Here is a 26,853-nt window from a genome sequence, read left to right as displayed (position 1 = left end):
TGAACAGAGACTAGCGGACTCGTTCGGCTTTGGTGAAGCGTGACCTTGCCCCGCTGCCAATACTGAGAAGTATGGGGACTTCAAAACCCAGCAACTTATCCAAGGCGGCCACAAGATCTGTAATATCACTGGCCACTACATGAGGGGAAACACCTTGGCGGGGTAAGACGCGGATCTTTATGGCCGTCTGTTTGCGGAAGTCATAACTTGCCACTGTGACGCCCACCAGATCGGTGCGTTCTTGCAGGGCACTTTTGAGCGCCTGCTCAGCCACAGCGCAACTGAGCCTCACCGCTCCGGCGGCTCCGTCGTCGTCCGGGTTTCCCTGATAGTCCAGCAACGTACTGGCACGGCCCTTGCCCTGGTTGCCAATCCACGTGACCATCCCAATCACCACTATCAAGAAGACCGCAGCAACCGCCAGCCAAATCCAGCTTTGCGAGGTCAGCAGCAGCCTGGTGTGATCCTCTACGCCGAGCAGCCAGTCCAGCTGCCTCTGAGCATAGTCCTGCCACCAGCTGGCCGCTGCAGGGACAGCGGCCAAGGTGAGCACACCCGCCCCGGCAATGATCAGGAGCAGGCCAATCAGCGTCAGTATGATCCTATTGAGCGCTCTCGGTGTGCCGTTCATACGCCCACCACTCCACTTTCGGCCAGTTTCACGCTCACCGAGGGTACGGGATCCAAGGACATGGCATTTAGCCGGGCTTCCACGGCAGCCTGAATGCGCTCCTCCATTAAGGGAATTCCTGAGGTGGGACGCACAATCACCTGAACCTGGCGGGCGGAGACAACCACCATGACCTGTTCACGGGTGACCCCGGCGCTCATCCGCGCGGTTTTGGCCAAGGCGGAAGCCACCACTTCATCGTCCACCACAATGGCAACCCGCGGATGCCTAAGCACGTGGCGGGCACGCCGCCCGGGCAGCACCCCATGGCAAAAGAAAATCAGGCCAACAAGGGCCAACAACAAGCCAGCTGCTCCAAGCAACAACCGCGGGGCATCGCCGGGCAGATCTGCCACCCACTGCATCGCCCTGCCAGGACTGATGAACCAGGTGGGTTGACCCAACCCCGAAAGTACCGTCTCCAGCATGCAATAGAGGGCTATCGCGGCCACCAGAATCGCTGCGATAAAGGAGGCCGCGGACCGCGGCGAATGGGTCTCCCTGCGCAGAATGTGCCGCGCGAAGCCCGCGGCTCGCTCTTGTACCGGTTCCCTCATGAAACTCTCCCGTCCTCGCGCATCAGGAGCCCCGAGATTCGTACATCCACACGGCTCAGACGCGAGCCGCTCAGGTACTCAACCTGGGACTGAATCCTGGCTTTGGCTGCCGTTGCTCGGGCAATAATACTGCCCTCAGGCAGGAAACGGGCCGCGTCCCGGCTCACAGCGCTAAGCGGTGGCGCACTGATGACCGAGGAAATGGACAAGGCTAAAAGGCCGCCTTCATCATTCCACCCCACTCGCACCTGTGCCGCCGGGACGGCCAGCACACGGGCGGCAGCCACCTTCGCCACGGAGGTCAGTGCCTGAGTGCTGATGCGGTTGTGCCCGGCCAGCTCACGCGGAGTCAACTGCTCCGGGGTCAACTGCTCTGGGGACAACTGCTCTGGGTCCAACTGCTCCGGGGTCTTGGCCAGGACAGGATTATTGGGCACTTTGCCGAGTCCCTGGGCGTTTCCTGGGGCAGGAGTAGGGCCTTGTCCGCCGGCGGGTCCGGGCGCGCCGGATGTTTGCTTCTGACTCACGACGACGAACGGCGGCCTGTGAGCGCATCGAGGGCACCGCGCCAATCAAGCTTTCCGCTGGCAGCTCGGCCCACGAATGCTCCCACCACGATGAAAATGGCGCTGATCAACAAGCCCCAGAAACCGAAAGCGAAGGCCATAAAGGCCAAAAACGCACCAAACGCCGCACACACCACGCTAAGATTCATTTCTGCTCTCCGGTTTCCGTTAAATCGATGCCTTGCGCTGCTGTAGGAGCAACCGTTCCGCTCACCTTGGGGTTCCCCAAACGGTCCGTCAGACGGGTCCGTGCTGCAGGCTTTTCCGAATCTGCTGGCGGGATAAACACATCAGTGATTTCAATGTTCACTTCAATAACGTCCCGGCCCACCAGTTCCTCTACTGCCGTGTAGACGGCCGCACGGACTGAGTTGGCAAGTGTTTGCAAGGGATAGCCGTATTCCGCCAGCAGAATCAGATCGACAGCCACCTGGGACTCACCAACTTCAACCCGCACACCCTGGGTAAGGTCTGCGCCGCCCACCACTTCACGAATGGCCCCTATGGACCGTGAGGTACCTGATCCCAGTGCGTGGACTCCTGCAACATTGCGGGCAGCAATGCCAACCACCTTGGCCACTGCCGTCTCTGAGATGACTGTGCGTCCTTCTCCGGCCACTATTGTGGGGCCGGTACCGGCACCAATCCCGGTGCCGGGCGTGACTTCTGGCGAAGCCTGGTTTTGCGAGTCCATGAATGAGCCCTTTCTGTTTCCCTTACGGTAAGCCTATGCACCGAAAAGTTGAGGGGCAACGCCGCTACGTGCCAGAGTATGCCGTGAAGAACGTAAATCGTCCCGACACCTAACCCTTTTATGGGTTTGTGCAGTTTTTCTCAACCCACATACTGATGGGTTTCATGGCCTGTTCGAATTTTTTGTCATTGAAAGTATTTCCATTAATTGCAGAGTCATTGATCACCGACAAAAGGTTTTCCAGATCTCCCTTTATTTCAGCCGGAACCTTTTTCATGGACTCAGTGACTTGATTCGCCATGCTCTTAGCGCCTTCTCCGCTCGGATCGAGCCTCGCTATGAAGGCCAGCGTGCTACCGGTGATCACCACGGCGCTGACACTGACACAGGCCTCTGCGTTGCCGAGCATCCCGCTCACATCAGGCACCACTTCACCGGGGTCAAGTTCCTGCTGGCCTTCGCCGCGGGGCGCTTGTGCCTGCGTGCTCTCCTGGCTGCTTCCTGAGTTCCCGGAGAGGCCGCCAAGGTCTGGAATTACCGAGCACGCAGTAGCGGTTACCGAGGCTGTGAGCAGGACCGCTACTAGCAGGAATATTTTCCGGAAAGTTCTTGCTGCTCGCATGAAGACCCCTTTTGTAAGCCGCACTTGTTGTCTCGGCTGAACAGGCAGCCGCTACCCCTTGGTGGTCATTCTGGCACACAACCGGGAAAGGAGTCGGTGGAGTGAACTTTCGCCCCACTTTGAGTTTTTCGCTATGGTTCAAACGGGCGCGAAACGTTTTGGCCGCTCCCCCCGAAACGTTCAAATAGGCGCGGCGAGTTATGTGTTAAAGCGAAGAACCCCCGGATTAGCGGGGGTTCTTAGTGGTGGCTCCGACCGGCGTCGATCCGGTGACCTTTCGATTTTCAGTCGAACGCTCTACCAACTGAGCTACAGAGCCTTGGTGATCTGAAAATCTCGTCACCAGATCTTCTTGCACTAGTCAAGAAAACCAAAGCGACCCTGACGGGACTCGAACCCGCGACCTCCGCCGTGACAGGGCGGCGCGCTAACCAACTGCGCTACAGGGCCATACGTTTACTGCATTTTGTTACCGTCACACGTTTGTGTGATTTTCACGAGTTATAGCGTACCAGCAAATTTCTTACTGATTTACCACTTGCTCGCAAGTACCCCCAACGGGATTCGAACCCGTGCCGCCGCCGTGAAAGGGCGGTGTCCTAGGCCGCTAGACGATGGGGGCCTAAGTCAGCTTCGTAGCCTCTGCGTTGTTCCCAGCGCTTCGGTTCGAAGTGGACTCCAAAAACTATAGGGCCTATTTGCTCAGAACACAAAACGGACATGCGACAACCGCCCACCGGGGGCTGAAAACGTTGGCCACAGCTCCCCGACAGTGACTCTAGAGGGCACTGTATCCGCATGATGCCGGGGTTTCACCGCTACGCTTGAGGCATGCATCACAATCCCCTTGCCGGCATTCCCTCCTTCCTGCCTTTCACTATGGATGAACAGGAATTTGACGCTGCTGTGCAGGCTGCCATCGCCGCGATTCCGGCAAATATCAGCGCCGAAATGGACAATGTGGCCATCTTCATTGCCGATGACTACGAGCCTGCCACCGGAGAACACCCGGATACCGTGTTGCTGGGCTTGTATGAGGGGACGCCGCTGACGGAACGGGATTCCTGGTGGGAGGCCGGTTCCCTCCCTGATCGAATCACCATCTTCCGTGCGCCCATTTTAGAGATCTGCCACAGCCGCGAAGAAGTGATCCATGAGGTCACGGTAACGGTGGTCCATGAGATCGCCCACCACTTCGGCATTAGCGACGCGCGCTTGCACGAGCTTGGCTGGGGCTAAATGACACTATTGTTGTTCATGGTGCTGTTGTTTCCTGTGTTGCCAAGCATTCCTAAGACCCGTAGGGTCGGCTTAGCTGTGTAAATTCGCCGAGAGCCACCTGTCTCCGGCCTGTGGCCTGGGGGCTGCACCATTTACCAATCGATCTGCAGTGAGGCACCTGGATGAGTATGCGCTTTTTGGTTCGCGGCACTGCAACATTGGCGTGCGCCGCTTTGGCCTCTTCCGGCCTGCTCTTACCCGCCACGGCCGGACCCGCTGTCTCTGCGGCACCTGGATTAAGTTCGACGGCGTTTCAAAAGTTCGCCCCGCAGCCTCACCTTCCCACCGTCCCCAGCGAAGAGGACATTGCCAAGGCCAAAAAATCAGAGGCTGCCACCGCGGCTGCAGCCGCCGAGCTGGAGGCCATTTTGGCCACGGCCAATGACCGCCTCCGGGCAACGTCCATGGCCGCGCTGAGCGCCAGCGGCTCGTACACCGAAGCACTGGTGGTGCTTGAACAGCGCCAAGAAGAAGCCGCAACCGCAAAGGGGAAATCCGAAGCTGCCCGGAGCGCACATTCCAAGGCCAAGACCCAACTGGGGCAGCTGGCAGGCAACTTGTACAAGTCCGGTGGCGTTGGGCTGAGCGTCCAGACCCTGCTGACCAGCGATGAGGGCGATGATGCCCTTTACCAGGCCTCCACGCTCATGGCTTTGAGTTCCAATCGAGCCAACACCTTTGCTTCCGCCGAAGCCGCTGCTGCCACGTCCGCCGCACTGGATGCACAAGCCCTGGCCGCCAGCACTGCGGCCACCGAGGCCACCACGGCCGCCGAGGCCTCACGCGCCCAAGCCCAGGGAGCCGCTGACGCGCAGGCCGCAGTAGTGGCGGAGAACCAAAGCCAGCGAGATATTTTGTTGACAAGACTTGCCAGCTTGCACAACACCACGGTGGAGTTGGAGGGTGCCCGGGTTGACGAGCTCACCCGAAAGGCCGAGGAAGAGGCCCTCAAGGAGCAGATTGAGGCCTCCGCCGACACCCCGGCTCCTGTCCGCCCACCGGCCACCGGCACCAAACCTCCCGCGCTTCCCCCTGTGCCCAAACCGCCTGTCACGCAGGCCCCGAAACCGCAGGCCCCCAACCCCCCGGCTCCCACCACATCCGCGCCCAGGCCACCGGCACCTAAACCCCCTGTTGCACCCAAGCCACCGGCACCTAAACCGCCTGTTGCACCGAAGCCACCCGCTCCTAAACCACCGGTTGCGCCCAAGCCACCTGCACCTAAACCACCGGCACCCAAGCCACCTGTTGCTCCGCCTACGGGCAGCTACACCCAGGTCATGGTTAATTACGCCCTGTCCAAGATTGGCAGCCGTTACCAATGGGGCGGGAACGGGCCCAATGCCTTTGACTGTTCCGGGCTGGTTCAGCAGGCGTTCGCAGCTGCTGGCAAGAGCGTGCCGCGCCAAGGCTCAGACCAGTTCTGGGCTGCCCCGGTCCGTGTTCCGCTATCTCAGATGCAATATGGCGATCTGCTGGTGTTCGATGACGACGGCAATGGCCGTTTCGGTCACGTTGCCATTTACATTGGCAACAACCAGGTGGTTCAGGCCCTGAATTACACCCAGCCGGTGGAAATCACCCCGCTCTCGCACATGACCCCCTATATGAGCCTGTATCCTTACGCGGCCAGGTATTAGCGGCTGCAACCACGCAGCACAGAGGCCCTTCTCTGCCCTACGGTAAGAAGATATGACAGCAAGCTAAGGCGCGGCATCCAGCCCGTAGGGGGCGGATGCCGCGCCTTCAGTTTTGCGCGCTCAGCTAAGTAGCCGGATCATGTCTTCAGCAGTGGGCCAAAGGCGGTGCGGTCGTCTTGACGGGGATCTTCCCTATCGCGCACAACCATGATGGGGCCCTTGGCATGGTGGCGCACACCGTCAGTGGTGGAGCCGAGCATCATGCCGGCAAAACCGCCACGGCCACGGGTTCCCATAACCACCAGCTCTGTTGTTTCGGTGGCCTTGACCAGCGCTTCCACGGCTGATCCTTCCAACAGTTCAATCTCAATGGGCAGCTTCGGGAAATGATTGCGCAGCCACTTTTCACCGGCCTCCAGCTGGCTGCGAATCTCAGTGAATAACGCTTCTCGGTCTACAGGTGCGGGCATCCAGGCCAGCGATCCGGTGTAGGGCTGCACGGCGCAGATGATGCGCAGAGTACTGCCGGAAAGTTGGGCTTGTTCTGCCGCTACAAGCACCGCGTAACGGGCCTGATCCGAGCCGTCCACACCCACTGTGACAACTTTTTCAATCCCTGCCCGGCCTTCCTCAAGGCCTTCTTCCAGGCGTGCGGCACAGCTCAGTGGGACCGTGACGGTGGGGCATTTGGCGTGGGCGGGAAGCGCGGAACTGACACTGCCTAAAAGCCTGCCAATGAACCCGCCCCTGCCGCGTGAGCCAAAGACCAGCAGCTCGGCAGTTTCGCTTAGTTCCAGCAGCACTCCGGCGGCATCACCGTTCTCAACCCGCGCGTCCATCTCAATATCCAGATGCGCCACTTTGGCCGCCGATTCACGAAGGACAGCCTCGGCACCTTGGCGGATGACGTCGTCGTCCACTGTTGCATAGCCGCCGTCGAGTCCCGAGGCGGCAAAAATGGGGACAGTGTAGGCGGTGACCAGATGAAGTGGAACGTTGCGCAATCTCGCCTGCCGGGCGGCCCAGATCAGGGCGCCAATGCTCTGCTCGGAACCATCAATTCCGACCACAATCCCGGTGGGGGCGGGGATCGGTTCGTGCGCTGCGCCTTGGGGTGATTGCTCTTGGCTGGTCATCGTGCGCCTCCTGGTTCTTGTGTGCCGGGGATGCAAAAACTTGCTGCGGCCTCCCCGTCGCGGCCTTTACTTGTGACTATTGCGGGTTCAGCCATGCACGTCAAGTTGCGCTGCGGCGTGTGCCAAACATGACTTCATCTGCCATATCCACATCCGGAGCCTGACATGTGACAGAGTTGGCATTACTGGCGAGTAGGAAAGTGGGCAGCAATGTTGAAACTACTACAATCGGCTCTGGCGGACGGCCTCAGCGGGGCTTCTTCCACGCCTTCTGCGCCTTCTTCTGGGGCTATCTCTGCGGAGGAGGCCATGTGGGCAGGGGTGGATTTGGCCTGTGCCAACCTGTCCGCCCCACTGGCCGTCCTGAACCTGGCGGCACTGTCCACAAATGCCGGGTCCCTGCTGCGGCGGGCGGCGGGCAAGCCCATCCGGGTGGCTAGTAAATCAATCCGGAACCGTGACGTTCTCCGTGCCGTGCTGGCCCAGCCCGGTTTTGCCGGCATACTCGGATTTACACTTCCGGAAGCGTTGTGGTTAGCCGCTGATCCATCCGGCGCCTTCACTGACATTGTGGTGGCCTACCCCACCGCCGATTCCCCCGCCCTGCGCGCCCTTGCCGCTGATCCGCAAGCCTGTGCCCGCGTGACGCTCATGGTGGATTCCACAGAACAGTTGGAGTGGATGGCCGCCACTTTGGCAGGCACCCAACCGGCTGCCCCCATCCGGCTGTGCCTGGATCTAGACGCTTCGTGGCGCCCGGCAGTGGCAGGACGCACACTGGGTCACATTGGCGTGTACCGCTCCCCCGTGCGCACCGGGGGCGACGCCATCGCCTTGGCTCTAGCGATCGGCCGTCATGTCAAGGGCGGTGCACAGCTTTTCCGGCTCACCGGCATCATGGCGTACGAGGCCCAAATCGCTGGTCTGCAGGACACCCCGCACACCAAGAACAAGTTTGCCGATGCCGCCAAGTCACAGATCCTCCAACAAATACAGCGCTCATCGATGGCTGAAATCCTCCACCGCCGCGCCAACGTTGTGGCTGCTGTGCGCAATTTGTGCGAGCTCGAATTCGTCAACGGTGGCGGCACAGGCAGCCTGGAACTCACCACTGAAGATCCCTCCGTGACGGAACTGGCCGCAGGTTCGGGCCTCTTCGGTCCCACGCTCTTTGACGGGTACTCGCGCTTCAGCCCGGCCCACGCCGTCGGATTTGCCGCACCCGTGGTGAGACGGCCGGCCCCGGATATTGTCACGGTTCTGGGCGGTGGCTGGATTGCCTCGGGCCGGGCCGGCGCGGACAGGTCCCCTGAGCCCGTCTACCCCTCCGGTTTATCTCTCATTGGTACGGAGGGCGCGGGAGAGGTGCAGACCCCTTTGCGCGGGGCCGCGGCCTCAACCCTGCGCATTGGCGAGAAAGTTTGGTTCCGCCATGCCAAATCCGGTGAGGTTTGTGAGCATGTTGACGCTCTGGAAATTATCGACGGCGGTGGCCATCGGGCAGGCAGGGCGCTCACCTATCGAGGCGAAGGGAAGGCGTTCATATGAGTCAGTGGCGCAATTGGGCAGGCGATCAGCGTTGCACACCAAGCTCCGTAGCTAGGCCCAGTACAGTAGCTGAGGTTTCGGCCTTAGTCGCAGCGGCTGCCAGTAGTGGCACAACCATCAAAGCTGTGGGAGCCGGGCACAGCTTTACTGACATCGCCCTGACCCAGGGCGTTCAGCTGCACCTCGATGGCATCAGCGGATTGCTCAGGGTGGATCGGGAAGCGAAGCTGGCCACCGTTGCAGGTGGCACGCGGTTGCATGAGATCCCAGCCCTGCTGGCACCGTACGGGTTGGCCATGGAAAATCTGGGCGATATTGATAAGCAGTCCATAGCAGGGGCCATCTCCACGGGCACGCACGGGACGGGTGTGCGATTTGGCGGTATTGCCACCCAGGTGCGGGCGTTGACAATGGTGACGGGCACGGGGGAAATCAAACACTGCTCCGCCACTGAAAACCCCGACCTGTTCGCCGTGGCACGTGTAGGCCTTGGCGCCTTGGGCATCATTGTTGAGGTCACCTTGGCATGTGTGGATGCATTCATGCTCCATGCTGTGGAGCGCCCGGAACGGCTGGCGGCCGTTTTGGAATCGTTGCCCGAACGCAACGCCACCCTTGACCACTTTGAGTTCTACTGGTTTCCACACACCGATACGGCGCTCACCAAAACGAACACGCGCCACCCAGTGGGCGGGCTGCCACAGGGAGTCTCCCCTTTGTCCGCGGTGAATCACTTAGTGGATGACGTGTTGGTCTCCAACACCTTGTATTCTGCCCTGTGCACTGTATCCGGCAAGATGCCCGCCATCATTCCCCGCCTCAACAAGACGGCTTCGAAGCTGACGGGGAATAGGGAATTTGGCGATCTCTCACACAAGGTTTTCGCCACCGAGCGCACTGTCCGGTTCAGGGAAATGGAGTATGCCGTTCCGCTGGCCCAAATCCCCACGGTGCTGGCCGAACTTGAGGCCATGATTATGCGCCGGGGATTGCACATCTCCTTCCCCGTAGAAGTTCGCAGCGCCGCCGCCGATGACATTGCCCTATCCACGGCAAACCATCGCGAAAGTGGCTACATCGCCATCCATCAACATGTGAAAACGGCACCCTTGGAGTACTTTCGCGCCGCCGAGGAAATCTTTCGTGCCCATGAGGGGAGACCGCATTGGGGCAAGTGGCATTTCCTCCAATCGAAAGACTTTTGCCAGCTCTACCCAGACCTAGAAAAGTTCTGTATTGTTCGGGATGATCTTGATCCTCGGCGGGTGTTCAGAAACGCTTATCTGGATCGAGTACTGAGCTAATTATTGAACTCAGTGCAGAGCAACCCCTTCCGTTGCACCCGCCCTACGGCGCAGGCTTTGATGGCCTGCACCGACCCGTGAATTCTCCTACCGTTCGAGGAGTCATTTGCTATGATGTATGCCCCCAAAGTTGCCCCACCACGAGCTGATCTGGTGCCACTGGCAGGTACCAGCGTGATACCTGCCAGCACGGTAGCAACCAGCGCCTCCGCGCAGCGGGGAACATCCCCTGAAAGCACCACCACCATTGTGATCGGTTCCGGTTTCTCGGCATTGGCCGTAGCAGCCGAACTCAACCGGCAGGGCATCAAGACCATAGTGGTGGATAGCGGCTGCCCCATGAAGTCACCGGCACCGCTGGCACCCACCACGGGAGGCATCAGCCTGACCGCCCTGAACGAGCGCAGCGAAATTGTGCGGCTCCTTGAGCACTACGCCCGCCGCCATGAATTGGATCTACGCCCAACAACCCAGGCCTTGGAATTTACCCAGCATCACGGTGAGGCCCCGTCTCAGCGCCAGTGGCGAGTACAGACAACCACCGGCATGTTGACGGCCCACAGCGTTGTCTTCACCCGCAGCGCCCTGAGCCAATTGCGCAGACTCCTGCACAGCGTGGGCGTGACCACCGCAACTGACGTGCGGGCGGGCATGCACGCCTTGGGGATCTACCTCGTAGGTGTAGGGGATCTTGCCATCCCCACTACTCAGGAAATCCTGCATCAAGCCAAACGGGCCAGCCAGTCCATCTCTGCCCGGATCGCAACCCGGGAGCTGGGCTCCGTGGCCGCCACCGCTTAGAGCCTCACCGCAGCGGCTAGTCCTCGCTGGAAAGGCGGCGGCGGGCAACAACCACCATGGCCACCACTACACCCACCAGGACAACGGCAAGGCCAATGATGGACCAGGGCACTGCGGGGCTATCCGGCACCGTTTCGCCAGGGGTTTCCGGTTCAGCCTGGACGGACACCACGGGGCCGGCGCCCGCGCCTTGACCAGAAGCCGTGCCGGCGGAGGTAGCGGTGAACCCAAAGGTACCTTCAATGGGGTGTGAGTCAGAGGACACTAGCCGCCATTTCACGGTGTACTTTCCAGCGGGCGCCCCCGGACGCACTGCTTGGGTCGCGATGGTGTCCAACACCTCCACCTCACCTACCCCCCAATTATCTCCTGCCGCGTCAAGGACCAGAACTTGGGAACCAATGACGGCAGGGGAATTGCTCATGGTGATCTGAATCTTCTCGGGAACTGTGGCCACGGTGGAACCGTCAGAGGGTGAAGTCTCCGTCACGGAATCGTGGGCAAAAGCCGCCGTGGCGGTACCAAAAAAGACCAGCAGAAGCGTCAACAGGCCCGCCAATGATCGGCCCAGCAATGATTTTGATGTCATGTTAATCTCACCCTGTCGGTGGCCTATGCGAGAAATCACAGCAAAAGTTCCTTTACTCGTTGGAGAATGCCACCCCACGGTATCCCAGCATTATGGGAGTTCGCCCCACAGCGCCTGGCGGGGCACCCAAGCCAACTACCGCCGCGGTCAGCCTAGGAGTTAGAAATCCAAGCCAGCGCCTAATAAGTACGCGCCACCATTACGGGCTATTATTTCCTCGGTTAACTTAAATCTTTTTTCACTTCCCTGGAAGGCTCCCCATGGCAACGAAGACGGCACCGCGCCTGTCTGCGGTCGACAAGTATTTCATGATCACCGAGCGTGGCTCGAACTATTCGCGGGAAATCCGCGGCGGTTTCGCCACGTTCTTCGCGATGAGCTACATTGTGGTCCTGAACCCGCTGATCCTGGGCGGCGCAGATTCCGCAGGCGGTGAGCTGGGCCTGGAGCGCGTTGCCGCTGTCACCGCCTTTGTGGCCGGCATCCTGACCATCCTCATGGGCGCCTGGGCCAAGCACCCCTTCGCCCTTGCAGCGGGCTTGGGCGTCAACGCATTTGTGGCCGTCACGGTTGCCACGAACCCGGGCCTGACCTGGCCGGACATGATGGGCCTGGTGGTTCTCTCCGGTATCACCATGTTCATCTTGGTACTCACGGGCTTTAGAACAGCGGTGTTCAAGGCGGTGCCTGAAGGGCTAAAAATCGCCATTGTGGTGGGCATCGGCATGTTCATTGCGCTCATTGGCCTGGTCAATGCCGGCTTTGTGCGCCGTATTCCGGACGTTGCTGGCACCACGGTTCCTGTGGGACTGGGTTTTGACGGCAAACTGCTGGGCTGGCCCACGCTGGTCTTCATTGTTGGGCTGATCCTGACCATCGCCCTGGTGGTGCGCAAGGTCAAGGGCGCCATCCTGATCGGCATCGTGGTCTCCACCGTCCTGGCCAACATCTTGGAAATGACTCTCCACATTGGCCCGTCCTTCGACGGAACCACGTCCAACCCGCAGGGCTGGTCACTGGTGGTCCCGCAGCTCTCGCAGTGGTCCCTGCCTGACTTGTCCCTCATTGGCCAGGTCAATATCTTCGGCGCTTTCAGCAAATTGGGGGCGATTGCTGCCCTGCTGCTCGCCTTTGTGATTTTGCTGAGCATCTTCTTTGACGCCATGGGCACCATGGTGGGTCTGGCCGCCGAGGCCGGATCACTGCGTGAAGACGGCACCATCCCCAACGTGGACCGCGTACTGCTTGTTGACGCGTTCGGTGCGATCGCCGGAGGTGGCGCATCCGCATCCTCTAACCAGATTTATGTGGAATCCGGTGCCGGTATTGGTGAGGGCGCCCGTACGGGTCTGGCCTCCATCGTGACGGGCCTGCTCCTGCTGCTGGCCATGTTCGTCACGCCGCTGATTAAATTGGTCCCCTTTGAAGCAGTGGCCCCGGCCCTTGTTGTGGTCGGTTTCATGATGGTTTCCCAGGTGGGCAAGATCGATTGGTCCGATTGGGGAATCGGCATCCCGGCCTTCCTGACGTTCACCCTCATGCCGTTCACCTACTCCATTGCCAATGGCATCGGTGCCGGGTTCATCGCCTTCGTGCTGATCCGCGTATTCCAGGGCCGAGCCAAGGAAATTCACCCCCTGATGTGGGCTGTTGCTGCGGCGTTCCTGCTGTTCTTCGGCATCGGCACGGTGGAAGCCCTGTTCGGCATCGGGTAACCGCACCACCCTCGAGTACGTAAGTTGGTGGACCGAATCGTGTAGTTTCGGTCCACCAGCTTGTGTACTCGATTTCATTTTAATGGGTGTCTGTGATGGGAGACGCCCATACCCGAGGACCGCTGGCGTTGTCCCAGGGCATGGGGTTGGCTTGGCACATGGACTTTTCTACGCTCTCCGTTGATATACCCGCCACGGCATGGACCGGCCGGAACGACGGCGAATCCCCCGCCCACCGCCGCTGGTGGCAGACTGTCGCCATTGCTGCCACCTCCGCATCCCCGGACGCCCCGTCCTTGAACACCGCCTCGCTGAATGCCTCGCTGCCCGGCCCCGCTGCACTGCTGGGTTTCGCCTCCCACGCCGGCGTTGCCCGCAATCACGGCCGCACGGGCGCCGCCACCGGCCCCGCAGCCCTCCGCGCCGCTCTGGGCTCGCTCGCCTTCCATGGCACCCGGGAAGTAACTGACGCCGGAGACATTGTGGTCTCCGGTGACTCCTTAGAGGACGGCCAGGCCCGCTGCGGCGCTGCTCTGACAGCCATGCTCGACGCCGGATACCTCACCTGTGTGCTGGGCGGCGGGCACGAAACCGCGTATGCCAGTTACCTAGGTGTTGCGGGCACTGCGGCGTTCACCAACGGCGCCCGTCTCGGTGTGCTGAACCTGGACGCCCACTTTGACCTGCGCGAGGCCCCAGTACCCAGCTCCGGCACACCGTTCCTGCAGATGGCCCGCGCGGAAGCCGCCGCTGGGCGGGAACTGAACTACGCCGTCGTGGGCATCAGTGAACCCAACAACACCCGGGCCCTCTTCGATACGGCGCATGAACTCGAGGTGAAGTACCTGCTGGATGAGGATTGCTCAGCGGAACGCACGGAAGGGTTTGTGTCCTCATTTTTGGAGACCGTGGATATTGTGTACCTCACGATCGACCTGGATGTGATGCCCGCAGCCGTGGCCCCCGGCGTCAGCGCACCCGCAGCCTACGGGGTACCACTGGCAATCATCGCCGCCATATGCCGCCAGGTGGCCGCGAGCGGGAAGTTGTTCCACTGTGATGTGGCGGAGCTTAACCCCGAATTTGACGTTGACAACCGCACCGCGAAGGTGGCCGCTCGGCTGATCGACACACTGCTGCGCTAAGGCGGGGCACTTTCACGTTCCGTGCCCCACCCGCGCCTAGTTCAGCGGACCCGTGGCAGTTTCCGCTGCTGCACGGATGGCGCCGGAGCCTACCAAACGGTCGGCTTCCTCAAGTTCGGGCGAGAGGAAACGGTCGGCACCCGGTCCCGGCACGGTTGCCCGAAGCACCTCAAGTACGGCGGCGCCAGCCGGACCGGGGAGCAAAACGCCGCCGGACAAGGACGTACGCATGTCAATGGCGCGGGTGGCTGTGACCAGCTCAATCGCTAGGACCCGGCGCAGATTTTCCACGGAGCGGCGCAGCTTCCGGGCGGCATGCCAGCCCATGGAAACGTGATCCTCCTGCATGGCGGAGCTGGGGATGGAGTCCACGGAGGCGGGCACGGCCAGGCGTTTGGAGTCAGAGACCAGGCCGGCCTGCGTGTATTGGGCGATCATGAGGCCCGAATCCACCCCAGGGTCCCCGGCCAGGAACGCGGGCAGGCCGTGGCTGCGGGCGGGGTCTAGCATGCGGTCGGTGCGGCGCTCGGCGATCGAGGCGACGTCGGCGGACACAATAGCGAGGAAGTCCAGCACGTAGGCCACCGGTGCGCCGTGGAAGTTTCCATTGGAGGATACGCGGCCATCAGGGAGCACCACGGGGTTGTCGATCGAGGCGGCGAGCTCCCGGGTGGCCACCATGAGCGCGTGATCCACGGTGTCCCGGGCGGCGCCGGCCACCTGCGGGGCGCAACGCAGCGAGTAGGCGTCCTGCACGCGGGAGTCGCCCACACGGTGCGAGGCGACGATGGGCGAGTTCGCCAGCACGCGCAGCATGTTGTCCGCGCTGAGAGCCTGGCCTGGGTGCGGGCGCAGCTCCATGTGCAGCTCGGGCACAAAAACCTGATCGGTCCCCAGCAAGCCCTCCACACTGAGCGCGGCGGTGATGTCCGCCGTGGTCAGGAGCATTTTCAAATCAGCGATGGCCATGAGCAGCATGCCGAGCATGCCGTCGGTGCCGTTGACCAGCGCCAGGCCTTCTTTTTCGGCCAGCTCAATGGGCGTGATCCCGGCCTCGGCGAGCAGTTCGGGCACGGGGCGGATGACGCCGTCGGGCCCGGCCGCCTCCCCTTCGCCCATGAGCACCAGCGCGCAGTGCGAGAGCGGGGCAAGGTCCCCCGAGCAGCCAAGCGAGCCGAATTCGCGCACCACGGGCGTGATCCCGGCGTTGAGCACATCCACCATGGTGGTCACCACAACGGCCCGCACACCGGTCCGCCCGCTGGCCAGGGTCTTGGCGCGCAGGAACATCAGGGCACGCACCACCTCGCGCTCCACGGCCGGACCCATGCCGGCGGAGTGGGAGCGGATTAGCGATTTTTGCAGCTGCGTGCGCATATCAGTGGGGATGTGGCGGTTGGCGAGGGCACCAAAGCCTGTAGAGATGCCGTAGGAGGGGGTCTCTGAGTGCGCCAGCTTTTCCACATGAGCCCGCACCCGTTCGACGCCGGTCAGCGCCTCCGCTCTGAGCACCACCTTTGCGTTGTGGCGGGCCACGGCAATGACGTCCTCGGGGGTGACCCCTGAAGAGCTGAGGGTGACGGTTTCGGTGGTGGCGCTCATGGCGGGTCCTTACATAGCACGGTGGTCTTGTTCTCTACTATGGCCCCTAACTGTGCGGAAATCAGCGCCTTTACCGACCCACTGTCCGGAATTTCAGACACCTGCAAATGCTGCGGAGGTCGTTGTTAAGATTGGAGGCCTGTCCACAGGCCTCCAATCTTAACAACGACCTCCGCGCGCGCCCGGAGACCTACTATTCAGCCTTCGCGGCGCCCGTAGATCCGCACCGAGAGTTCCCCGGCAACCTTGATGACGTGCGCCGCAAGATCCGGCCACTTCTCTGCCGGAACCTTTTCCTCCAGAAACGTCACGGCCACAGCAGCCACGGGCCAGCCGAGATGATCAGTGACCGCAGCCGCCACCGAGCCGAACCCGTCCGAGATCTCTCCGTTCTCGGTGGAGTAGCCGCGGAGCCGCACCTGATCTAGATGGGCGGACAGTGTGGAGTACTTGGCAATGGGGGCCGGCACTTCGGTCAGGGAGCTAAAGGCTGCCGCGTTGGGGTACAGTGCCCGAACCTGGGACTTGGGCAGAGCGGCCAGAATTGCTCGGCCGGTAGCCGTGAGGTGACTGGGAAGCCGCACCCCCACGTCGGTCACCAAGGAGGGCCGGTGTTTGGCCCGTTCCTCGACGATGTACAGGACATCACGCCCATGCAGGACTGCCAGGTGGGCGCTTTCTCCAAGCTTGTCTACGAGCGCCGCGAGCAGCGGCCTCCCCAGCCGGGACAAGGGCTCTTGCCGTGAATAGGCGCTGCTGAGCTCAAAGGCGGCAACACCCAATCCGTAGCGCTGCTCCTCGTGCAGATGCATAACAAAGCCGCTTTGCTCCATTACCCCCAGCAGGTGGTAGACACTGGATCGGGGCAGTTCCAAGGTAGTGGCAATGGTGGAAGCCGCCAGCGGTCCACGCTTGGAGGAGAGTAGTTTCAGTATCCGCAAAGTGTTCTCTGCGGCAGGGACCTTGGAAGGCTTAAGCTCAGTGTTTGTCATGATCCCCTCATCGTCGGCGCAAATCGCCATGACTCTTTCCACAATATAGAATATTGGCGTCTGAAATCCCAGAATATCGGGATGCTGAGGACACTTTCGGCCCAGAAACCGGCAGATGAGTGAGGCTTGCCACGCCATTTGCTTTGACAATGACGCAGCACACCATTCGCGCTGCGTGAGAAGGCTCACTCATGAACTCCAAGGGATCCGCACTTACCCGCGGCCTGAACGCCCGCCATATCCGCTTCATGGCGTTGGGCTCAGCCATCGGCACGGGCTTGTTCTACGGCTCCTCGAGTGCCATCCAAAAGGCCGGCCCGGGCGTCCTGCTGGCGTACATCATTGCCGGCGCGGCAGTCTTCATGGTCATGCGCGCCCTGGGTGAACTCGCCGTCCGGCACCCCGTATCCGGCTCCTTTGGCCAATATGCCAGCCGCTATCTAGGCCCACTAGCAGGATTCATCACCGGCTGGACCTATGTTTTTGAGATGGCCATCGTGGCCATTGCCGATGTCACGGCCTTCAGCATCTACATGGGCTTCTGGTTCCAGGATGTCCCGCGCTGGATCTGGGTTCTGGCCATCATCTTCTTCCTGGCCGCCATCAACCTGCTCAGCGTGAAGGTGTTCGGCGAGCTGGAATTTTGGTTCTCCCTCATCAAGGTCTCGGCCATCCTCGCCATGATCGCCGGCGGAGTGGCCATTATAATTTTCGGTTTCCACATGGACGGCGCACAGGCGGTTTCGGGCCTGGGCAATCTTGTAAACAATGGCGGATTCCTGCCCAACGGCTGGGTGGGGTTGCTGGCCGCGTTCGCCGTGGTCATGTTTGCCTTTGGCGGCATTGAAACCATTGGTGTGACGGCTGGCGAGGCGAAGGATCCCGGCAAGTCGATCCCGGCGGCCGTCAACACCGTTCCGGTGCGTATTTTGCTCTTCTATGTTCTGACGTTGGGCGTGCTGATGAGCCTGATCCCGTGGAATGACATCACGGGCGAGACCAGCCCCTTCGTCCAAATTTTTGATTCCCTGGGCATTCCCTTGGCTGCGCACATCCTCAACGCAGTAGTCATCACGGCGGCTCTCTCGGCCATCAATAGCGATATCTTCGGCGCCGGTCGCGTCCTGTTCGGCCTCTCCCAACAAGGCCACGCACCCGCCGCCTTTGGCCGTATTTCCAAACGCGGAGTGCCGTGGATGACCGTCATGCTCATGACGGGCGTGCTACTGGTGGGCGTGGTCCTGAACGCCACCATCCCCGAGGACGTATTCTTGCTGATCGCCTCCATCGCCACGTTCGCAACGGTGTGGGTGTGGATGATGATCCTGGCCTCGCATGTGGCCATGAAGCGCGAGATCTCCCGCAACAACCTTGCCCCCTCCGCCTTCCCCGTGCCGCTCTGGCCGCTCGCCTCGATCCTGACAAGCGTGTTCATGCTGGGCATCATCGTGCTGTTGGGAATCTACCCTGACACCCGGGTGGCACTCTATGTTGGGGTGGCGTGGCTGGTGCTGCTGACCCTTGCCTTTAGGCTGTGGGTCCGTGGTGATGGACGACGCCGGGCCGTCCTTCTCGATGAAACCCCGCCTGCCGCCGCGGCTAGCCAGGTACCGGAGCCGGCGCTAGAGGCAGCTACTGCGGTTCGGCGTCGTTGAGCACTAGGGCGCTGCGCCCAAACTGGCGTACTTTACTGTCATCCCACAGCTGAGCGGGCATGGCACCGCCCAGAAGGGCCCGGGGCAATCCGGCGCCGTCACCCAGTGGGGAGTCGCTGCCAGCAATGATGACATTGCCGGAGCGGCGCCCCTTCAACATGGGCGGGTCCGCGATGATCACGGTGTGTTTGAATGCGCCCGCAATGGTGGCGGCCTCGCGCCGCGCAACGGCCAGCGCGGGTGAGTCACCGCAGTTAACAACATATACGCCGCCGGGAATGAGTACATTCTTGGCGGCGCTGGTAAATTCTGCTGTGGTCAGCGCAAACGGCGTCTTGGACCCGGCAAAAACATCCCGGATCACCAGGTCCCGGCTGCCCGCTGTCAGCGATTCGGTGACTTCGCGTGCCTCACCCACCCGGATCTTCAGCAGCGGCGCGCGGGGCAAATCAAACCATTCCCGGACGTAGTTGGCCAGCTTCCCGTCAATCTCCACCACCACGTTGCGGGAGTTCGGGTAGGCGGCCACCAGATAGCGCGGCATGGAGCAAGCCGCCCCACCCAGGCTCAGCGTGCGCAGATTTGCCCCGGCATTCCAGCGGTCCTGCACCAGCGCCATGATCCAGCGCATGTATTCAAAGTCCAGACGCAGCGGGTCGGCCAGGTCAACGTGGGAACTTTGTACGCCATTGAGCAGGAGGAGCCAGCCGTTGGGGTTGTCGCCGTCGGGAATCAGTACCGCCGTGCCGGTATCGGTTGAGAAGGTTCCGGCCACGGGCCCTCTGATGCCGGGCTCAGGCTCGGCCGCAACATTTTTTGGTGTGCGCTGACGTCCCATTAGAGGCTCGCAGTGGTGCTGCTGTTGGCAGCCGGGAAAGTAATCACCCTGCCAGCGTAGTGCAGTAGCACCGAGCAAGTTTTCGCCTGCATTTTCATTGACAGTCCGGCCCTGGGCCGGTTGCCCATGCCGGCAGCACAGTTGGAACTTCCGCCCGCCGCCGGCATGGGTCACTCGTTAGACTGCGAGCAGTTCTCGCTCGCGCTCCACCTGCGCCGTGGGCGAAGTCTCTTCGTTCAACGGGGAGTGGGTACCGGTGTTCAACGGTTTGAAGCGGTCAATCACAACCACCAACCCCAACGATAGAACTCCCCAGATGCCAAAGTTGAGCAGCGCCCCGCCCACTACGTCGCCGCCAAAGTACATGACGGAGCGGACAGCTTCAACAGCTGCCGGCATCGGCAAAATGTCATGGAGCGTCCGGAAAATTTCCGGCTGCATGTAGATGGACAGCGCCCCTCCCGAGGCGGGGATACCGACAAACATGAGAATGGCAACCACCGGCAAGATGGAGAGCATCCCGATGAGTCGCTCAAAAACTGCTGCAACCATGGCCATGGCAAAGATGGCCACAATGCCTATTCCGAACAGTGGCCAGAAGTGACCGTGAATGGCCCCAACCATGGGCCCTGCAATCAGATAGAGCACTGCAGACATGAACACTGACCAGGCGGCCACGATCGGTATGAGTTTACGCAGCGCCCGTGAGGCGGGTGCTGCGTTGGCGCCAACAACGATGATCAAGAATCCCGCCATCATCCAGCCCATCGCCATGTACATGGGGACTGTTCCAGCACTGTCGCCATCTGTCAGCGGCGCCGTGTTTTCAACGTTCAGCGTCATGTCCTGGCCAGCAGCTACCTGCCCGAAGATGGTGGTGACAAGCTGCTGGGCACTGGATCCTGCGGCCTCATTGGTCAGCAGCAACGCTGAGCTGTCCTGTGCCGAAGGCAGTACCAGTGCAGCCGTGACCTGGCGATCGTGCACCAAGGCGCGGGCCTCGTTCTCAGAGTCCACAGCACGCAAATCAAAGAGTCCCGCCATATTGGTGTCGAGCTGGTTCACTGCCTCTTGGCTGGCCTCAGCTGTGGCACCGACAATGGCAACAGGCATATCGCGCGGCGTGGGCTCCCCCATGGCGCCGAGCATGAAGGAAATCATCATGGCCACCATGGCGAACGGGAAGAACAGCAGCGCGGTGTAGCGCCAGAAACGTGATTTGGGGCGCTTGCCACCATGCAGGGATTGCACGGCAACGAACGGCTCGGGAGCATTGGGGTGCTTGCGGGACTTGTACACGTCATATCCGAAGGTCAGCAGTAACGCTACGACCGCCCCGATCGCAAGGACAATAAGGTAAGGTGCCACTCCTACACCGTCAAAGTACATGACCGAACGCAGCGCCTCACCCAGTGCAGGCGTGGGCAGGAAAGAGTGCAGGAATGCGTAGAAGCCGGGCATGGTGTGCACGGATAGGCCCATGTTGGAGGCTGGTACGCCCAGCACCATCAGAAGGAGCATGGCTACGATGATGGCCAAGGGCCCCAGAAGTCGAGTGAATAGCAACTGCACCGCACCGACGGCAAAGACACCGAGCCAGCAAATTCCCAGCACAGCCCATGCATGTCCTTGCACCACCCCTAGAATCGGACCGGTCACAGCCCACACCAACCCGGAAACAAGTGCCGCCCAGCCTGCCAGCAAAGGCACAGCACGGCGCTTACGCAGCAATTCCGGGGAATTGGACAGCGTCAGGCTAAATGGCAGGTATCCGGCCATGATGAGCGCGGTGGTCATGAACATGGCCCCCAGCCCGGACTTATCAGTGTCCGGAAGCGGCGCGAGGTCCTGCGCCTGTAGCTGCAGTCCTTGAGCCATGATTTGCGGGGCAAGGAGCCCAGTCACCGTTGTGGCCTGCGAGGCTCCGGCGGAACCGGCCGTGTACAGGGTGGCCTTGCCGTTTTCAATAACGACGGCGGCACTAACCTCACGGCTCACAACTTGCCTGCGTGCTTCTTGGGCACTGGCAACTGTGCGGACATCCACGGCATCCGGATCTGTTGTTTCCAGCGTCTGGGCAAACGCCCCCGCGGCGGCTGGGGCTCCGGCAATTGCAATGGGCATGTTGTTCGGTGCCGGGGAGTGCATGGCGGCCAGATAACCGCCAACCATCATTCCCACCATGATCAGCGGCATCATAAACATGGCCACGTAGCGTCCAATGGTTTCAGCCTTGGCGCGCTTGCGCGCAGCCGCCTCTGCCTCTTCTGCGCTCACCCCGGCTGCAGAAATTGGCGCACCGGGTACGCTCTCCGCCTCCGTGTTTGAGGCCACTGGGTTTGAGGCCACTGGGTCATGCTTCGTGACGGGCGCTGTGGCCGCAGCGTTTTTCCCGTACACGGTGGGTTCATTGCCCGGCGTTGGCTCGCTTGGGTTCTCTGAGTTGCTGCTCAAGTTCATACTCCTGGTGCTGGCTAAAGTTACGTGGTGCCCCGTCTTGCCAGAAAATGTGCCCGAAAGCGGCCTGGCGCTGTTGGCACATCTCGTGCCGACGGTCGTATTTAACCACTTTACGCCACGTGGCGTAAAAAGGAATAAGACGAGTGCAGCATCACAGCGGCACCCGGCCACGGTACGGTGGTGAGTTGAAAGAAAGTGGGCATCATGGGACATCACGGAGACAAGGCGCGCGAGGCACTGCTAGATGCCGCCGAGGAACTTTTTGCCATTCACGGGGTGGATGCCGTCTCAAACCGAAAGATTGCCGAGCATGTGGGGACCCATAACCATTCGGCCGTGGCCTACCACTTCGGCAACCGGGATGAATTGATCCGAGCACTGCTTGAACGCCACCTGCACAGCATGCAAGGGCGGCGCAACGAACTTCTGGCAGACCTGCCCGAGGACGCAGGGCTACGGGAGGTGATTGCCTGCCGAATATTGCCGTGGGTGGAACAACTCGCCGCTATGCCACAGCCAAGTTGGCGTGCACAATTCCTCTACCAGGTGCGTTCGGTCCCATCCGCAGCGAAAGTACTGGCGTCGTCCTTCGAAACGAACGACGGCTTCGATGAGCTATTCCTTCGCATGCGCGATAGTTTGAGTAATATTTCGCAGCCCATTTTGCGGGCACGGGCCAGCGTGCTGGGACATTTGGCGTTGGGCATTTGTGCCGAATTTGAGGCTGCGTTGCAGGCGGGTACACAGCACGGCAACTGGACGTCCGTGGGCTATTTCCTTATTGATGCAGGGGCGGGAATGTTGGCGGCGCCGGTGACACACAGCGAGGATTTCCTGAGCCCGCCAACCATTCCCAGCCTGATCTGAACCGGGCTGTCCTAAACCAGCCGCACCTGAACCGGGTAGCCGGCGTTACTGACCGATCCCGTCCAAGGCCCCTTCCAGCCGGCTCACCTTGCCGTCGAGTTCGCCAGTATGGCCGGGGCGAATATCTGCTTTGAGCACCAGGGAGACCCGCGAACCATAACGGCCCACAGCCTCGGTAGCGCGCTTGATAACCTCCATGACCTCATCCCATTCACCTTCAATTTCGGTGAACATGGAACTTGTCCGGTTGGGCAGGCCTGATTCGCGAACCACTTTCACGGCCGCCGCCACCGCAGTGTGAACGGATGCGTCATCACCGGTGCCGGCCGGTGCGTCAAGGGGTGTGCCGCTGGGTGCCACTGAAAAAGCCACAATCATGAGAATCTCCTTGATGGGTTGTGTTTACGGGTGCTGCTTCTATTATGGGCAGTCCACCCCATTGGCGTATGCACGGGTTCCAGATAAAGTAGCTAAAATGCTTCCCACTCTTTTTGCACTTCCGCTGGCCCCTGCCCCGGACCCCTACGACTACAACTACAACACCACCATGGATTCCGCCGCATTCGCGGCCTTCTTCATGGCCCTGATGGGCATCTACGCGCTCATCTTTGTGGTTGCCTGGCTGGTCACCGGATTCGCTTGGGCAGGAGTTTTCAACAAGGCCGGGTATGCCAAATGGAAGGCGTTCGTGCCCTTCTACAACAGCTGGATCATGGTGAAGATGGTAGGGCGCCCAGAATCCCATTTCTGGTTCCTCTTCATCCCGTATTTCAACATCTACATGATGATTGTCATTATGAATGACATGTCCAAGTCTTTCGGCAAGGATACCGGTTTCACGGTGGGTCTGGTCCTCTTACCCGTTGTTTTTGCCGCCATTCTCTCCTATGGTGATGCCGCGTACCGCGGACCGTCGTACCTAAGCGCCGATCAGAAGCAGCAAGCCATGTACTACGGGCAGCAGCAATTTGTCCAGCAGCAGTACGCGGCCGCCCCCGGCCAGCAATACCCGAACGCACAGTACCCGCCAGCGCAATACGGCCAGCAGCAGTATCCCAACCCGCAGGATCCGAACGCCCAATACCCCGCAGCACCCTACCCCGCTGCACCGGATGGCCAGCCGGCGGGTCCCAACCAGCAGGATCCTGCGCAGAACCCGTTCGGCTCAGGGCCAGCCCAGCAGCCGTAGCCCGGCGGCGGCCCCGGCCCCGGCGAGGACCACCACGAGAAATGGCGCCTTGCACCAAAGCGCAATTGCGGCCGCCACGAGGGCGCCGATCCTGGCATCCACCACAACGGAGGCGCCGCTGGCTGCGGCGTTAACAACCGTCAGGGAGGCCAACAGGCCAATGGTCAACGTTCCTGCCACCCGCGACATCCGCGGATTGGCGAGCACCTTCGCCGGGACCAGGTAACCCAGCAGCTTTGTCAAATACCCCACAACCGCGGCCACCAGCACCCAAAACCACAGATTCATGGCTGGCCCCCGTCCGTGCCGGGCGTGCTGTGCTCGCTGCTGGGTCCGGGGCTGTGCCGGTAAGGCTCAATATTAGGTTCCAGACCGTCGTCAATATGACCTGGAGCATGGGACGGGGTGCCTCCTCTGCGGAACCAACCAATGATCCCGGCCACCAGGGCGGCCACTAAGATGGGGACGCCCGGTGGCACGAACGGTACCGCCAGCAGGGTCACGAGGGCGCACACCACGGCGATCGCAGCCGGCTGGATTGCCTTTATTCGCGGCCAGAGCAGGCCCAGGAACGCTGCCACGGCAGCACCGTCAAGCCCCCATTGCTTGGGATCACCCAGGGCGTTGCCAATCACTGCGCCCACCGCTGTCATGATGTTCCACAGAATAAAAATGCCCAGCCCGGCTACCCAGAAACCACGTTTTTGCTCATCTGGGTCTGTTTGTCCCGTTGCCGTGGCGCTTGATTCGTCAATGGTGACGTGTGCGGCCGCAAGGCGGCGCCATCCGGAAGGATGCAGAAGGGCGTTGATCTGCATGCCATAAACACCGTTGCGGATACCCAAAAGGGCGGAGGTGCTCATGGCGGCCACACCGGATCCGCCGCCGGCAATCACACCGATGAAGGCAAATTGCGAGCCGCCGCTGAACAGCAGCAGGCTCAGCACCATGGTCTGGAAAAAGCTCAGCCCGGATGCAACGGAAAGAGCACCAAAGGACACCCCGTACAAGCCTGTTGCAATGGCAATTGAGGCGCCAATTTTCGCAGCCGGGGAGCCTTTCAGCTCCGCAGCTAGCCCTCTGACGCTCACTGGGAAATGATGATAGGCATGGTGTTCGTGTCAATGGGCTCAGTAGACAGACTCAGGTGTTCTGTGCCGTGCAAGGCATCAGCTGCCCGGACCAGTGCCAGATGGGAGAAGGCTTGGGGGAAGTTTCCGGCCATGCGGCCACGCCCCATGTCATACTCCTCACTGAGCAGGCCTACCTCATTCGCCAGGCCCACAAGGGTGTCCATGAGGACCACGGCTTCCGGGCGGCGTCCGGTGTGTGCGTACTGTTCCACAAGCCAGAAGGAGCAGGCCAAGAACGGGTGTTCGCCAGGTTCCAAACCGTCAATGCCGGAGGTGGTCTGGTAGCGCATAATCAGCCCGTGCTCATCCACGAGCTCAGATTCCAAGGCGGCCACCGTGCCCAGCATTTCCGGGGAGCCGTAACCCACAAATCCCACCTGGGGAAGCACCAGCAAGGAAGCATCCGTGGTGGTTCCGCCGTACGTTTGGGTAAAAGTGTTCAGTTCCTTGTTGAAGCCGTGTTCCATGATCTCGGCCCGCAATTGCTCACGCAACTCTTCCCAGCGTTCAACATGGCCAGCCAGTCCGTGGTTGCGCACGGCCCGGACAGCACAGTCAAAAGCGGCCCACATCATCACCCGCGAATGTGTGAAGTAGGACAAATCCCCGCGCATCTCCCAGATGCCATGGTCACGAGAGGAAAGGTGATTCTCTACAAAACCCAGCATGGCCTGTTGCAATGGCCACGAGAAGTGGTCCTCGTGCCCACCGGCAAGCCGAAGCTTTTCCAACGACACGAGCACTTCGCCCACAACATCGGCCTGGTACTGCCCCACGGCGCCGTTACCAATGCGCACCGGCGCTGCGCCCTCATAGCCGGGCAAATGGTCCAGAACACCTTCGGGCAGGTTCCGCTCTCCTGACAGCCCGTACATGATTTGCAGGTCTTCCGGATCGCCCGCCACGGCCCGCAACAACCAGTCACGCCATTTCAGCGCCTCTTCCGCGTAACCGTGGGTCAGCATGGCTTCAAGCGTGAGAGCCGCATCGCGCAGCCAGCAAAAACGGTAGTCCCAGTTCCGTGCACCACCGAACTCTTCCGGCAGTGAGGTAGTGGGCGCAGCCACAATACCGCCGGTGTCCTGATGTGTCAGGGCACGCAACACCAGCAAGGAACGCTCTACGATTCCCGCATATTTTCCGTCGTGGTTGTAGCGCGCAGCCCAGTCATCCCAGTACCTGCAGGTCGCAGTCAGTGCGGCGTCCGTATCAATGGGGCGCGGTTCCGGCCGGTGGGAGGGGTACCAAACCAATTCCTGCTCAACCCTGGCCCCGGCCTGAACCGTGAACTTTCCTGCGTGTTCGCGATGGGCCGCGTGCGGCAGCTCATCTCCTCGCAGTACCAATGCATCAGGTCCTGCAACGCCCACAATTCCTTCGGAACCATCCGCATTCTTAACCCTGCGCACCCATGGCAACACCTTGCCGTAGCCCGGGCGGATAGTGATGTTCTGCTGAAATTCCACACTGCCGCTAATTCCTTCAATACGGCGCACAAGGGACGCCCGCCTGTCCCCGATCGGCATAAAATCAGTGATTTTTGCCGTCCCCGTTGGGGTTTCCCACACCGTTTCAAGCACAAAGGTCCGGCCAACGTAGCGGCGGTGCGCCACCGTCGCCTCGGGGTGGGATGGGGCCATCAGCCAGCGGCCATGGTCGCTGGTTCCCAACAGTGCAGTGAACACAGAAGGTGAATCAAAACGGGGAAAGCACAGCCAGTCAATGCTCCCATCGCGGCCCACTAGGGCGCCTGTGTGCAGGTCTGATAGGAGGGCGTAGTCTTCAATTCTCGATGCCATTGTTCCATGCAATCACATGGCGTGCCCAAAACGTCAAGGCCGTCTGTAAA

Annotated in this window: 26 protein-coding genes and 3 tRNA genes; 10 read left to right on the top strand and 19 right to left on the bottom strand. The window is 61.0% G+C overall.

The window, feature by feature from the left end:
• Positions 1-10: 10 nt before the first annotated feature.
• The 9 genes from CVS29_RS08400 to CVS29_RS08360 all read right to left on the bottom strand — a co-directional run bounded on the left by CVS29_RS08400 (position 11) and on the right by CVS29_RS08360 (position 3,731).
• Positions 11-631 (bottom strand): hypothetical protein, encoded by a 621-nt coding sequence (locus CVS29_RS08400; protein ID WP_110105866.1) that lies wholly within the window; start codon positions 629-631, stop codon positions 11-13.
• Positions 628-1,227, bottom strand: coding sequence for a DUF6286 domain-containing protein (locus tag CVS29_RS08395; protein WP_110105865.1), 600 nt, complete (start codon positions 1,225-1,227; stop codon positions 628-630). Before CVS29_RS08395 ends, CVS29_RS08400 begins: the two co-directional genes overlap by 4 nt.
• Positions 1,224-1,595 (bottom strand): hypothetical protein, encoded by a 372-nt coding sequence (locus tag CVS29_RS08390; RefSeq protein ID WP_110105957.1) that lies wholly within the window; start codon positions 1,593-1,595, stop codon positions 1,224-1,226. Before CVS29_RS08390 ends, CVS29_RS08395 begins: the two co-directional genes overlap by 4 nt.
• A 155-nt stretch (positions 1,596-1,750) precedes the next feature.
• The gene (locus CVS29_RS08385) at positions 1,751-1,942 is read right to left on the bottom strand and encodes a hypothetical protein (RefSeq protein WP_110105864.1); all 192 of its coding nucleotides are present in this window, start codon (positions 1,940-1,942) and stop codon (positions 1,751-1,753) included.
• Positions 1,939-2,487, bottom strand: coding sequence for an Asp23/Gls24 family envelope stress response protein (locus CVS29_RS08380; protein WP_110105863.1), 549 nt, complete (start codon positions 2,485-2,487; stop codon positions 1,939-1,941). Before CVS29_RS08380 ends, CVS29_RS08385 begins: the two co-directional genes overlap by 4 nt.
• Positions 2,488-2,605: 118 nt before the next feature.
• Complete coding sequence (locus tag CVS29_RS08375) at positions 2,606-3,109, bottom strand: hypothetical protein (protein ID WP_110105862.1); 504 nt, start codon at positions 3,107-3,109, stop codon at positions 2,606-2,608.
• Between the two features lie 243 nt (positions 3,110-3,352).
• A tRNA-Phe gene (locus CVS29_RS08370) sits at positions 3,353-3,428 on the bottom strand.
• Positions 3,429-3,485: 57 nt separating this feature from the next.
• Positions 3,486-3,559 (bottom strand) — tRNA-Asp (locus CVS29_RS08365).
• 99 nt (positions 3,560-3,658) lie between these two features.
• Positions 3,659-3,731 (bottom strand) — tRNA-Glu (locus CVS29_RS08360).
• 209 nt (positions 3,732-3,940) lie between these two features.
• Here CVS29_RS08360 and CVS29_RS08355 point away from each other — a divergent pair.
• A complete protein-coding gene (locus CVS29_RS08355; RefSeq protein WP_245932123.1) occupies positions 3,941-4,348 on the top strand; it encodes a metallopeptidase family protein in 408 nt (135 codons plus the stop codon).
• A 164-nt stretch (positions 4,349-4,512) separates the two neighbouring features.
• Positions 4,513-6,030, top strand: coding sequence for a C40 family peptidase (locus tag CVS29_RS18640; protein WP_179442491.1), 1,518 nt, complete (start codon positions 4,513-4,515; stop codon positions 6,028-6,030).
• 137 nt (positions 6,031-6,167) lie between these two features.
• On the opposite strand, the gene CVS29_RS08345 is transcribed toward CVS29_RS18640, so the two are convergent.
• Positions 6,168-7,166 carry a universal stress protein gene (locus CVS29_RS08345; RefSeq protein WP_110105860.1) on the bottom strand — a complete coding sequence of 333 codons (999 nt, stop codon included), beginning with the start codon at positions 7,164-7,166 and terminating at the stop codon, positions 6,168-6,170.
• A 210-nt stretch (positions 7,167-7,376) separates the two neighbouring features.
• On the opposite strand from CVS29_RS08345, the gene CVS29_RS08340 reads away from it, so the two are divergent.
• The 3 genes from CVS29_RS08340 to CVS29_RS08330 all read left to right on the top strand — a co-directional run bounded on the left by CVS29_RS08340 (position 7,377) and on the right by CVS29_RS08330 (position 10,819).
• A complete protein-coding gene (locus CVS29_RS08340) occupies positions 7,377-8,714 on the top strand; it encodes a type III PLP-dependent enzyme domain-containing protein (protein ID WP_218868046.1) in 1,338 nt (445 codons plus the stop codon).
• Positions 8,711-10,018, top strand: coding sequence for a D-arabinono-1,4-lactone oxidase (locus tag CVS29_RS08335; protein ID WP_110105859.1), 1,308 nt, complete (start codon positions 8,711-8,713; stop codon positions 10,016-10,018). Before CVS29_RS08340 ends, CVS29_RS08335 begins: the two co-directional genes overlap by 4 nt.
• 111 nt (positions 10,019-10,129) lie before the next feature.
• The gene (locus CVS29_RS08330; RefSeq protein ID WP_110105858.1) at positions 10,130-10,819 is read left to right on the top strand and encodes an FAD-binding protein; all 690 of its coding nucleotides are present in this window, start codon (positions 10,130-10,132) and stop codon (positions 10,817-10,819) included.
• A 16-nt stretch (positions 10,820-10,835) separates the two neighbouring features.
• On the opposite strand, the gene CVS29_RS08325 is transcribed toward CVS29_RS08330, so the two are convergent.
• Positions 10,836-11,408 carry a copper resistance CopC family protein gene (locus CVS29_RS08325; RefSeq protein WP_110105954.1) on the bottom strand — a complete coding sequence of 191 codons (573 nt, stop codon included), beginning with the start codon at positions 11,406-11,408 and terminating at the stop codon, positions 10,836-10,838.
• Between the two features lie 260 nt (positions 11,409-11,668).
• Here CVS29_RS08325 and CVS29_RS08320 point away from each other — a divergent pair, with 260 nt between their 5' ends.
• A complete protein-coding gene (locus CVS29_RS08320) occupies positions 11,669-13,123 on the top strand; it encodes an NCS2 family permease (RefSeq protein ID WP_110105857.1) in 1,455 nt (484 codons plus the stop codon).
• 158 nt (positions 13,124-13,281) lie between these two features.
• On the top strand, positions 13,282-14,268 hold the full coding sequence (gene hutG / locus CVS29_RS08315) for a formimidoylglutamase (RefSeq protein WP_110105953.1): 987 nt from the start codon (positions 13,282-13,284) through the stop codon (positions 14,266-14,268).
• A 36-nt stretch (positions 14,269-14,304) separates the two neighbouring features.
• Here the strand turns inward: hutG and hutH are convergent, their stop codons facing one another.
• Together hutH and CVS29_RS08305 are read right to left on the bottom strand one after the other, a co-directional pair.
• On the bottom strand, positions 14,305-15,870 hold the full coding sequence (gene hutH, locus CVS29_RS08310) for a histidine ammonia-lyase (protein ID WP_110105856.1): 1,566 nt from the start codon (positions 15,868-15,870) through the stop codon (positions 14,305-14,307).
• A 197-nt stretch (positions 15,871-16,067) separates the two neighbouring features.
• Positions 16,068-16,862, bottom strand: a complete 795-nt coding sequence (locus tag CVS29_RS08305; RefSeq protein ID WP_110105952.1) for an IclR family transcriptional regulator — start codon at positions 16,860-16,862, stop codon at positions 16,068-16,070.
• Between the two features lie 191 nt (positions 16,863-17,053).
• Here CVS29_RS08305 and CVS29_RS08300 point away from each other — a divergent pair, with 191 nt between their 5' ends.
• Positions 17,054-18,517 carry an amino acid permease gene (locus tag CVS29_RS08300; protein WP_110105855.1) on the top strand — a complete coding sequence of 488 codons (1,464 nt, stop codon included), beginning with the start codon at positions 17,054-17,056 and terminating at the stop codon, positions 18,515-18,517.
• Here CVS29_RS08300 and CVS29_RS08295 read toward each other — a convergent pair.
• Positions 18,495-19,355: a spermidine synthase gene (locus tag CVS29_RS08295; RefSeq protein ID WP_110105951.1), complete on the bottom strand. Its 861-nt coding sequence runs from the start codon at positions 19,353-19,355 to the stop codon at positions 18,495-18,497. The two genes, CVS29_RS08300 and CVS29_RS08295, sit on opposite strands and share 23 nt — an antisense overlap.
• 177 nt (positions 19,356-19,532) lie before the next feature.
• Positions 19,533-21,809, bottom strand: coding sequence for an ABC transporter permease (locus CVS29_RS08290; RefSeq protein WP_179442493.1), 2,277 nt, complete (start codon positions 21,807-21,809; stop codon positions 19,533-19,535).
• Positions 21,810-22,019: 210 nt separating this feature from the next.
• Between CVS29_RS08290 and CVS29_RS08285 the strand changes: the two genes are divergently transcribed.
• Entirely contained in the window at positions 22,020-22,682 is a 663-nt protein-coding gene (locus CVS29_RS08285) for a TetR/AcrR family transcriptional regulator (RefSeq protein WP_146213021.1), read from the top strand.
• 45 nt (positions 22,683-22,727) lie between these two features.
• On the opposite strand, the gene CVS29_RS08280 is transcribed toward CVS29_RS08285, so the two are convergent.
• On the bottom strand, positions 22,728-23,060 hold the full coding sequence (locus CVS29_RS08280; protein ID WP_110105853.1) for a thiamine-binding protein: 333 nt from the start codon (positions 23,058-23,060) through the stop codon (positions 22,728-22,730).
• A gap of 97 nt (positions 23,061-23,157) precedes the next feature.
• Here CVS29_RS08280 and CVS29_RS08275 point away from each other — a divergent pair, with 97 nt between their 5' ends.
• Complete coding sequence (locus CVS29_RS08275) at positions 23,158-23,871, top strand: DUF5684 domain-containing protein (protein WP_110105852.1); 714 nt, start codon at positions 23,158-23,160, stop codon at positions 23,869-23,871.
• Here CVS29_RS08275 and CVS29_RS08270 read toward each other — a convergent pair.
• The 3 genes from CVS29_RS08270 to CVS29_RS08260 are packed head-to-tail and all read right to left on the bottom strand — an operon-like array spanning position 23,848 to position 26,803.
• Positions 23,848-24,159 (bottom strand): AzlD domain-containing protein, encoded by a 312-nt coding sequence (locus CVS29_RS08270; RefSeq protein ID WP_110105851.1) that lies wholly within the window; start codon positions 24,157-24,159, stop codon positions 23,848-23,850. The genes CVS29_RS08275 and CVS29_RS08270 overlap by 24 nt on opposite strands.
• Positions 24,156-24,962 carry an AzlC family ABC transporter permease gene (locus tag CVS29_RS08265; RefSeq protein ID WP_110105850.1) on the bottom strand — a complete coding sequence of 269 codons (807 nt, stop codon included), beginning with the start codon at positions 24,960-24,962 and terminating at the stop codon, positions 24,156-24,158. The genes CVS29_RS08270 and CVS29_RS08265 overlap by 4 nt, the downstream gene beginning before the upstream one ends.
• Entirely contained in the window at positions 24,959-26,803 is a 1,845-nt protein-coding gene (locus CVS29_RS08260; RefSeq protein ID WP_110105849.1) for a glycoside hydrolase family 15 protein, read from the bottom strand. Before CVS29_RS08260 ends, CVS29_RS08265 begins: the two co-directional genes overlap by 4 nt.
• Positions 26,804-26,853: the final 50 nt, after the last annotated feature.

It is taken from the genome of Arthrobacter psychrochitiniphilus (assembly GCF_003185915.1).
In the GTDB taxonomy this organism is placed as follows: domain Bacteria; phylum Actinomycetota; class Actinomycetes; order Actinomycetales; family Micrococcaceae; genus Specibacter; species Specibacter psychrochitiniphilus.
The sequence above is the reverse complement of the archived record's forward strand: the minus strand, read 5'-3'. Positions and strand labels throughout refer to the sequence as shown.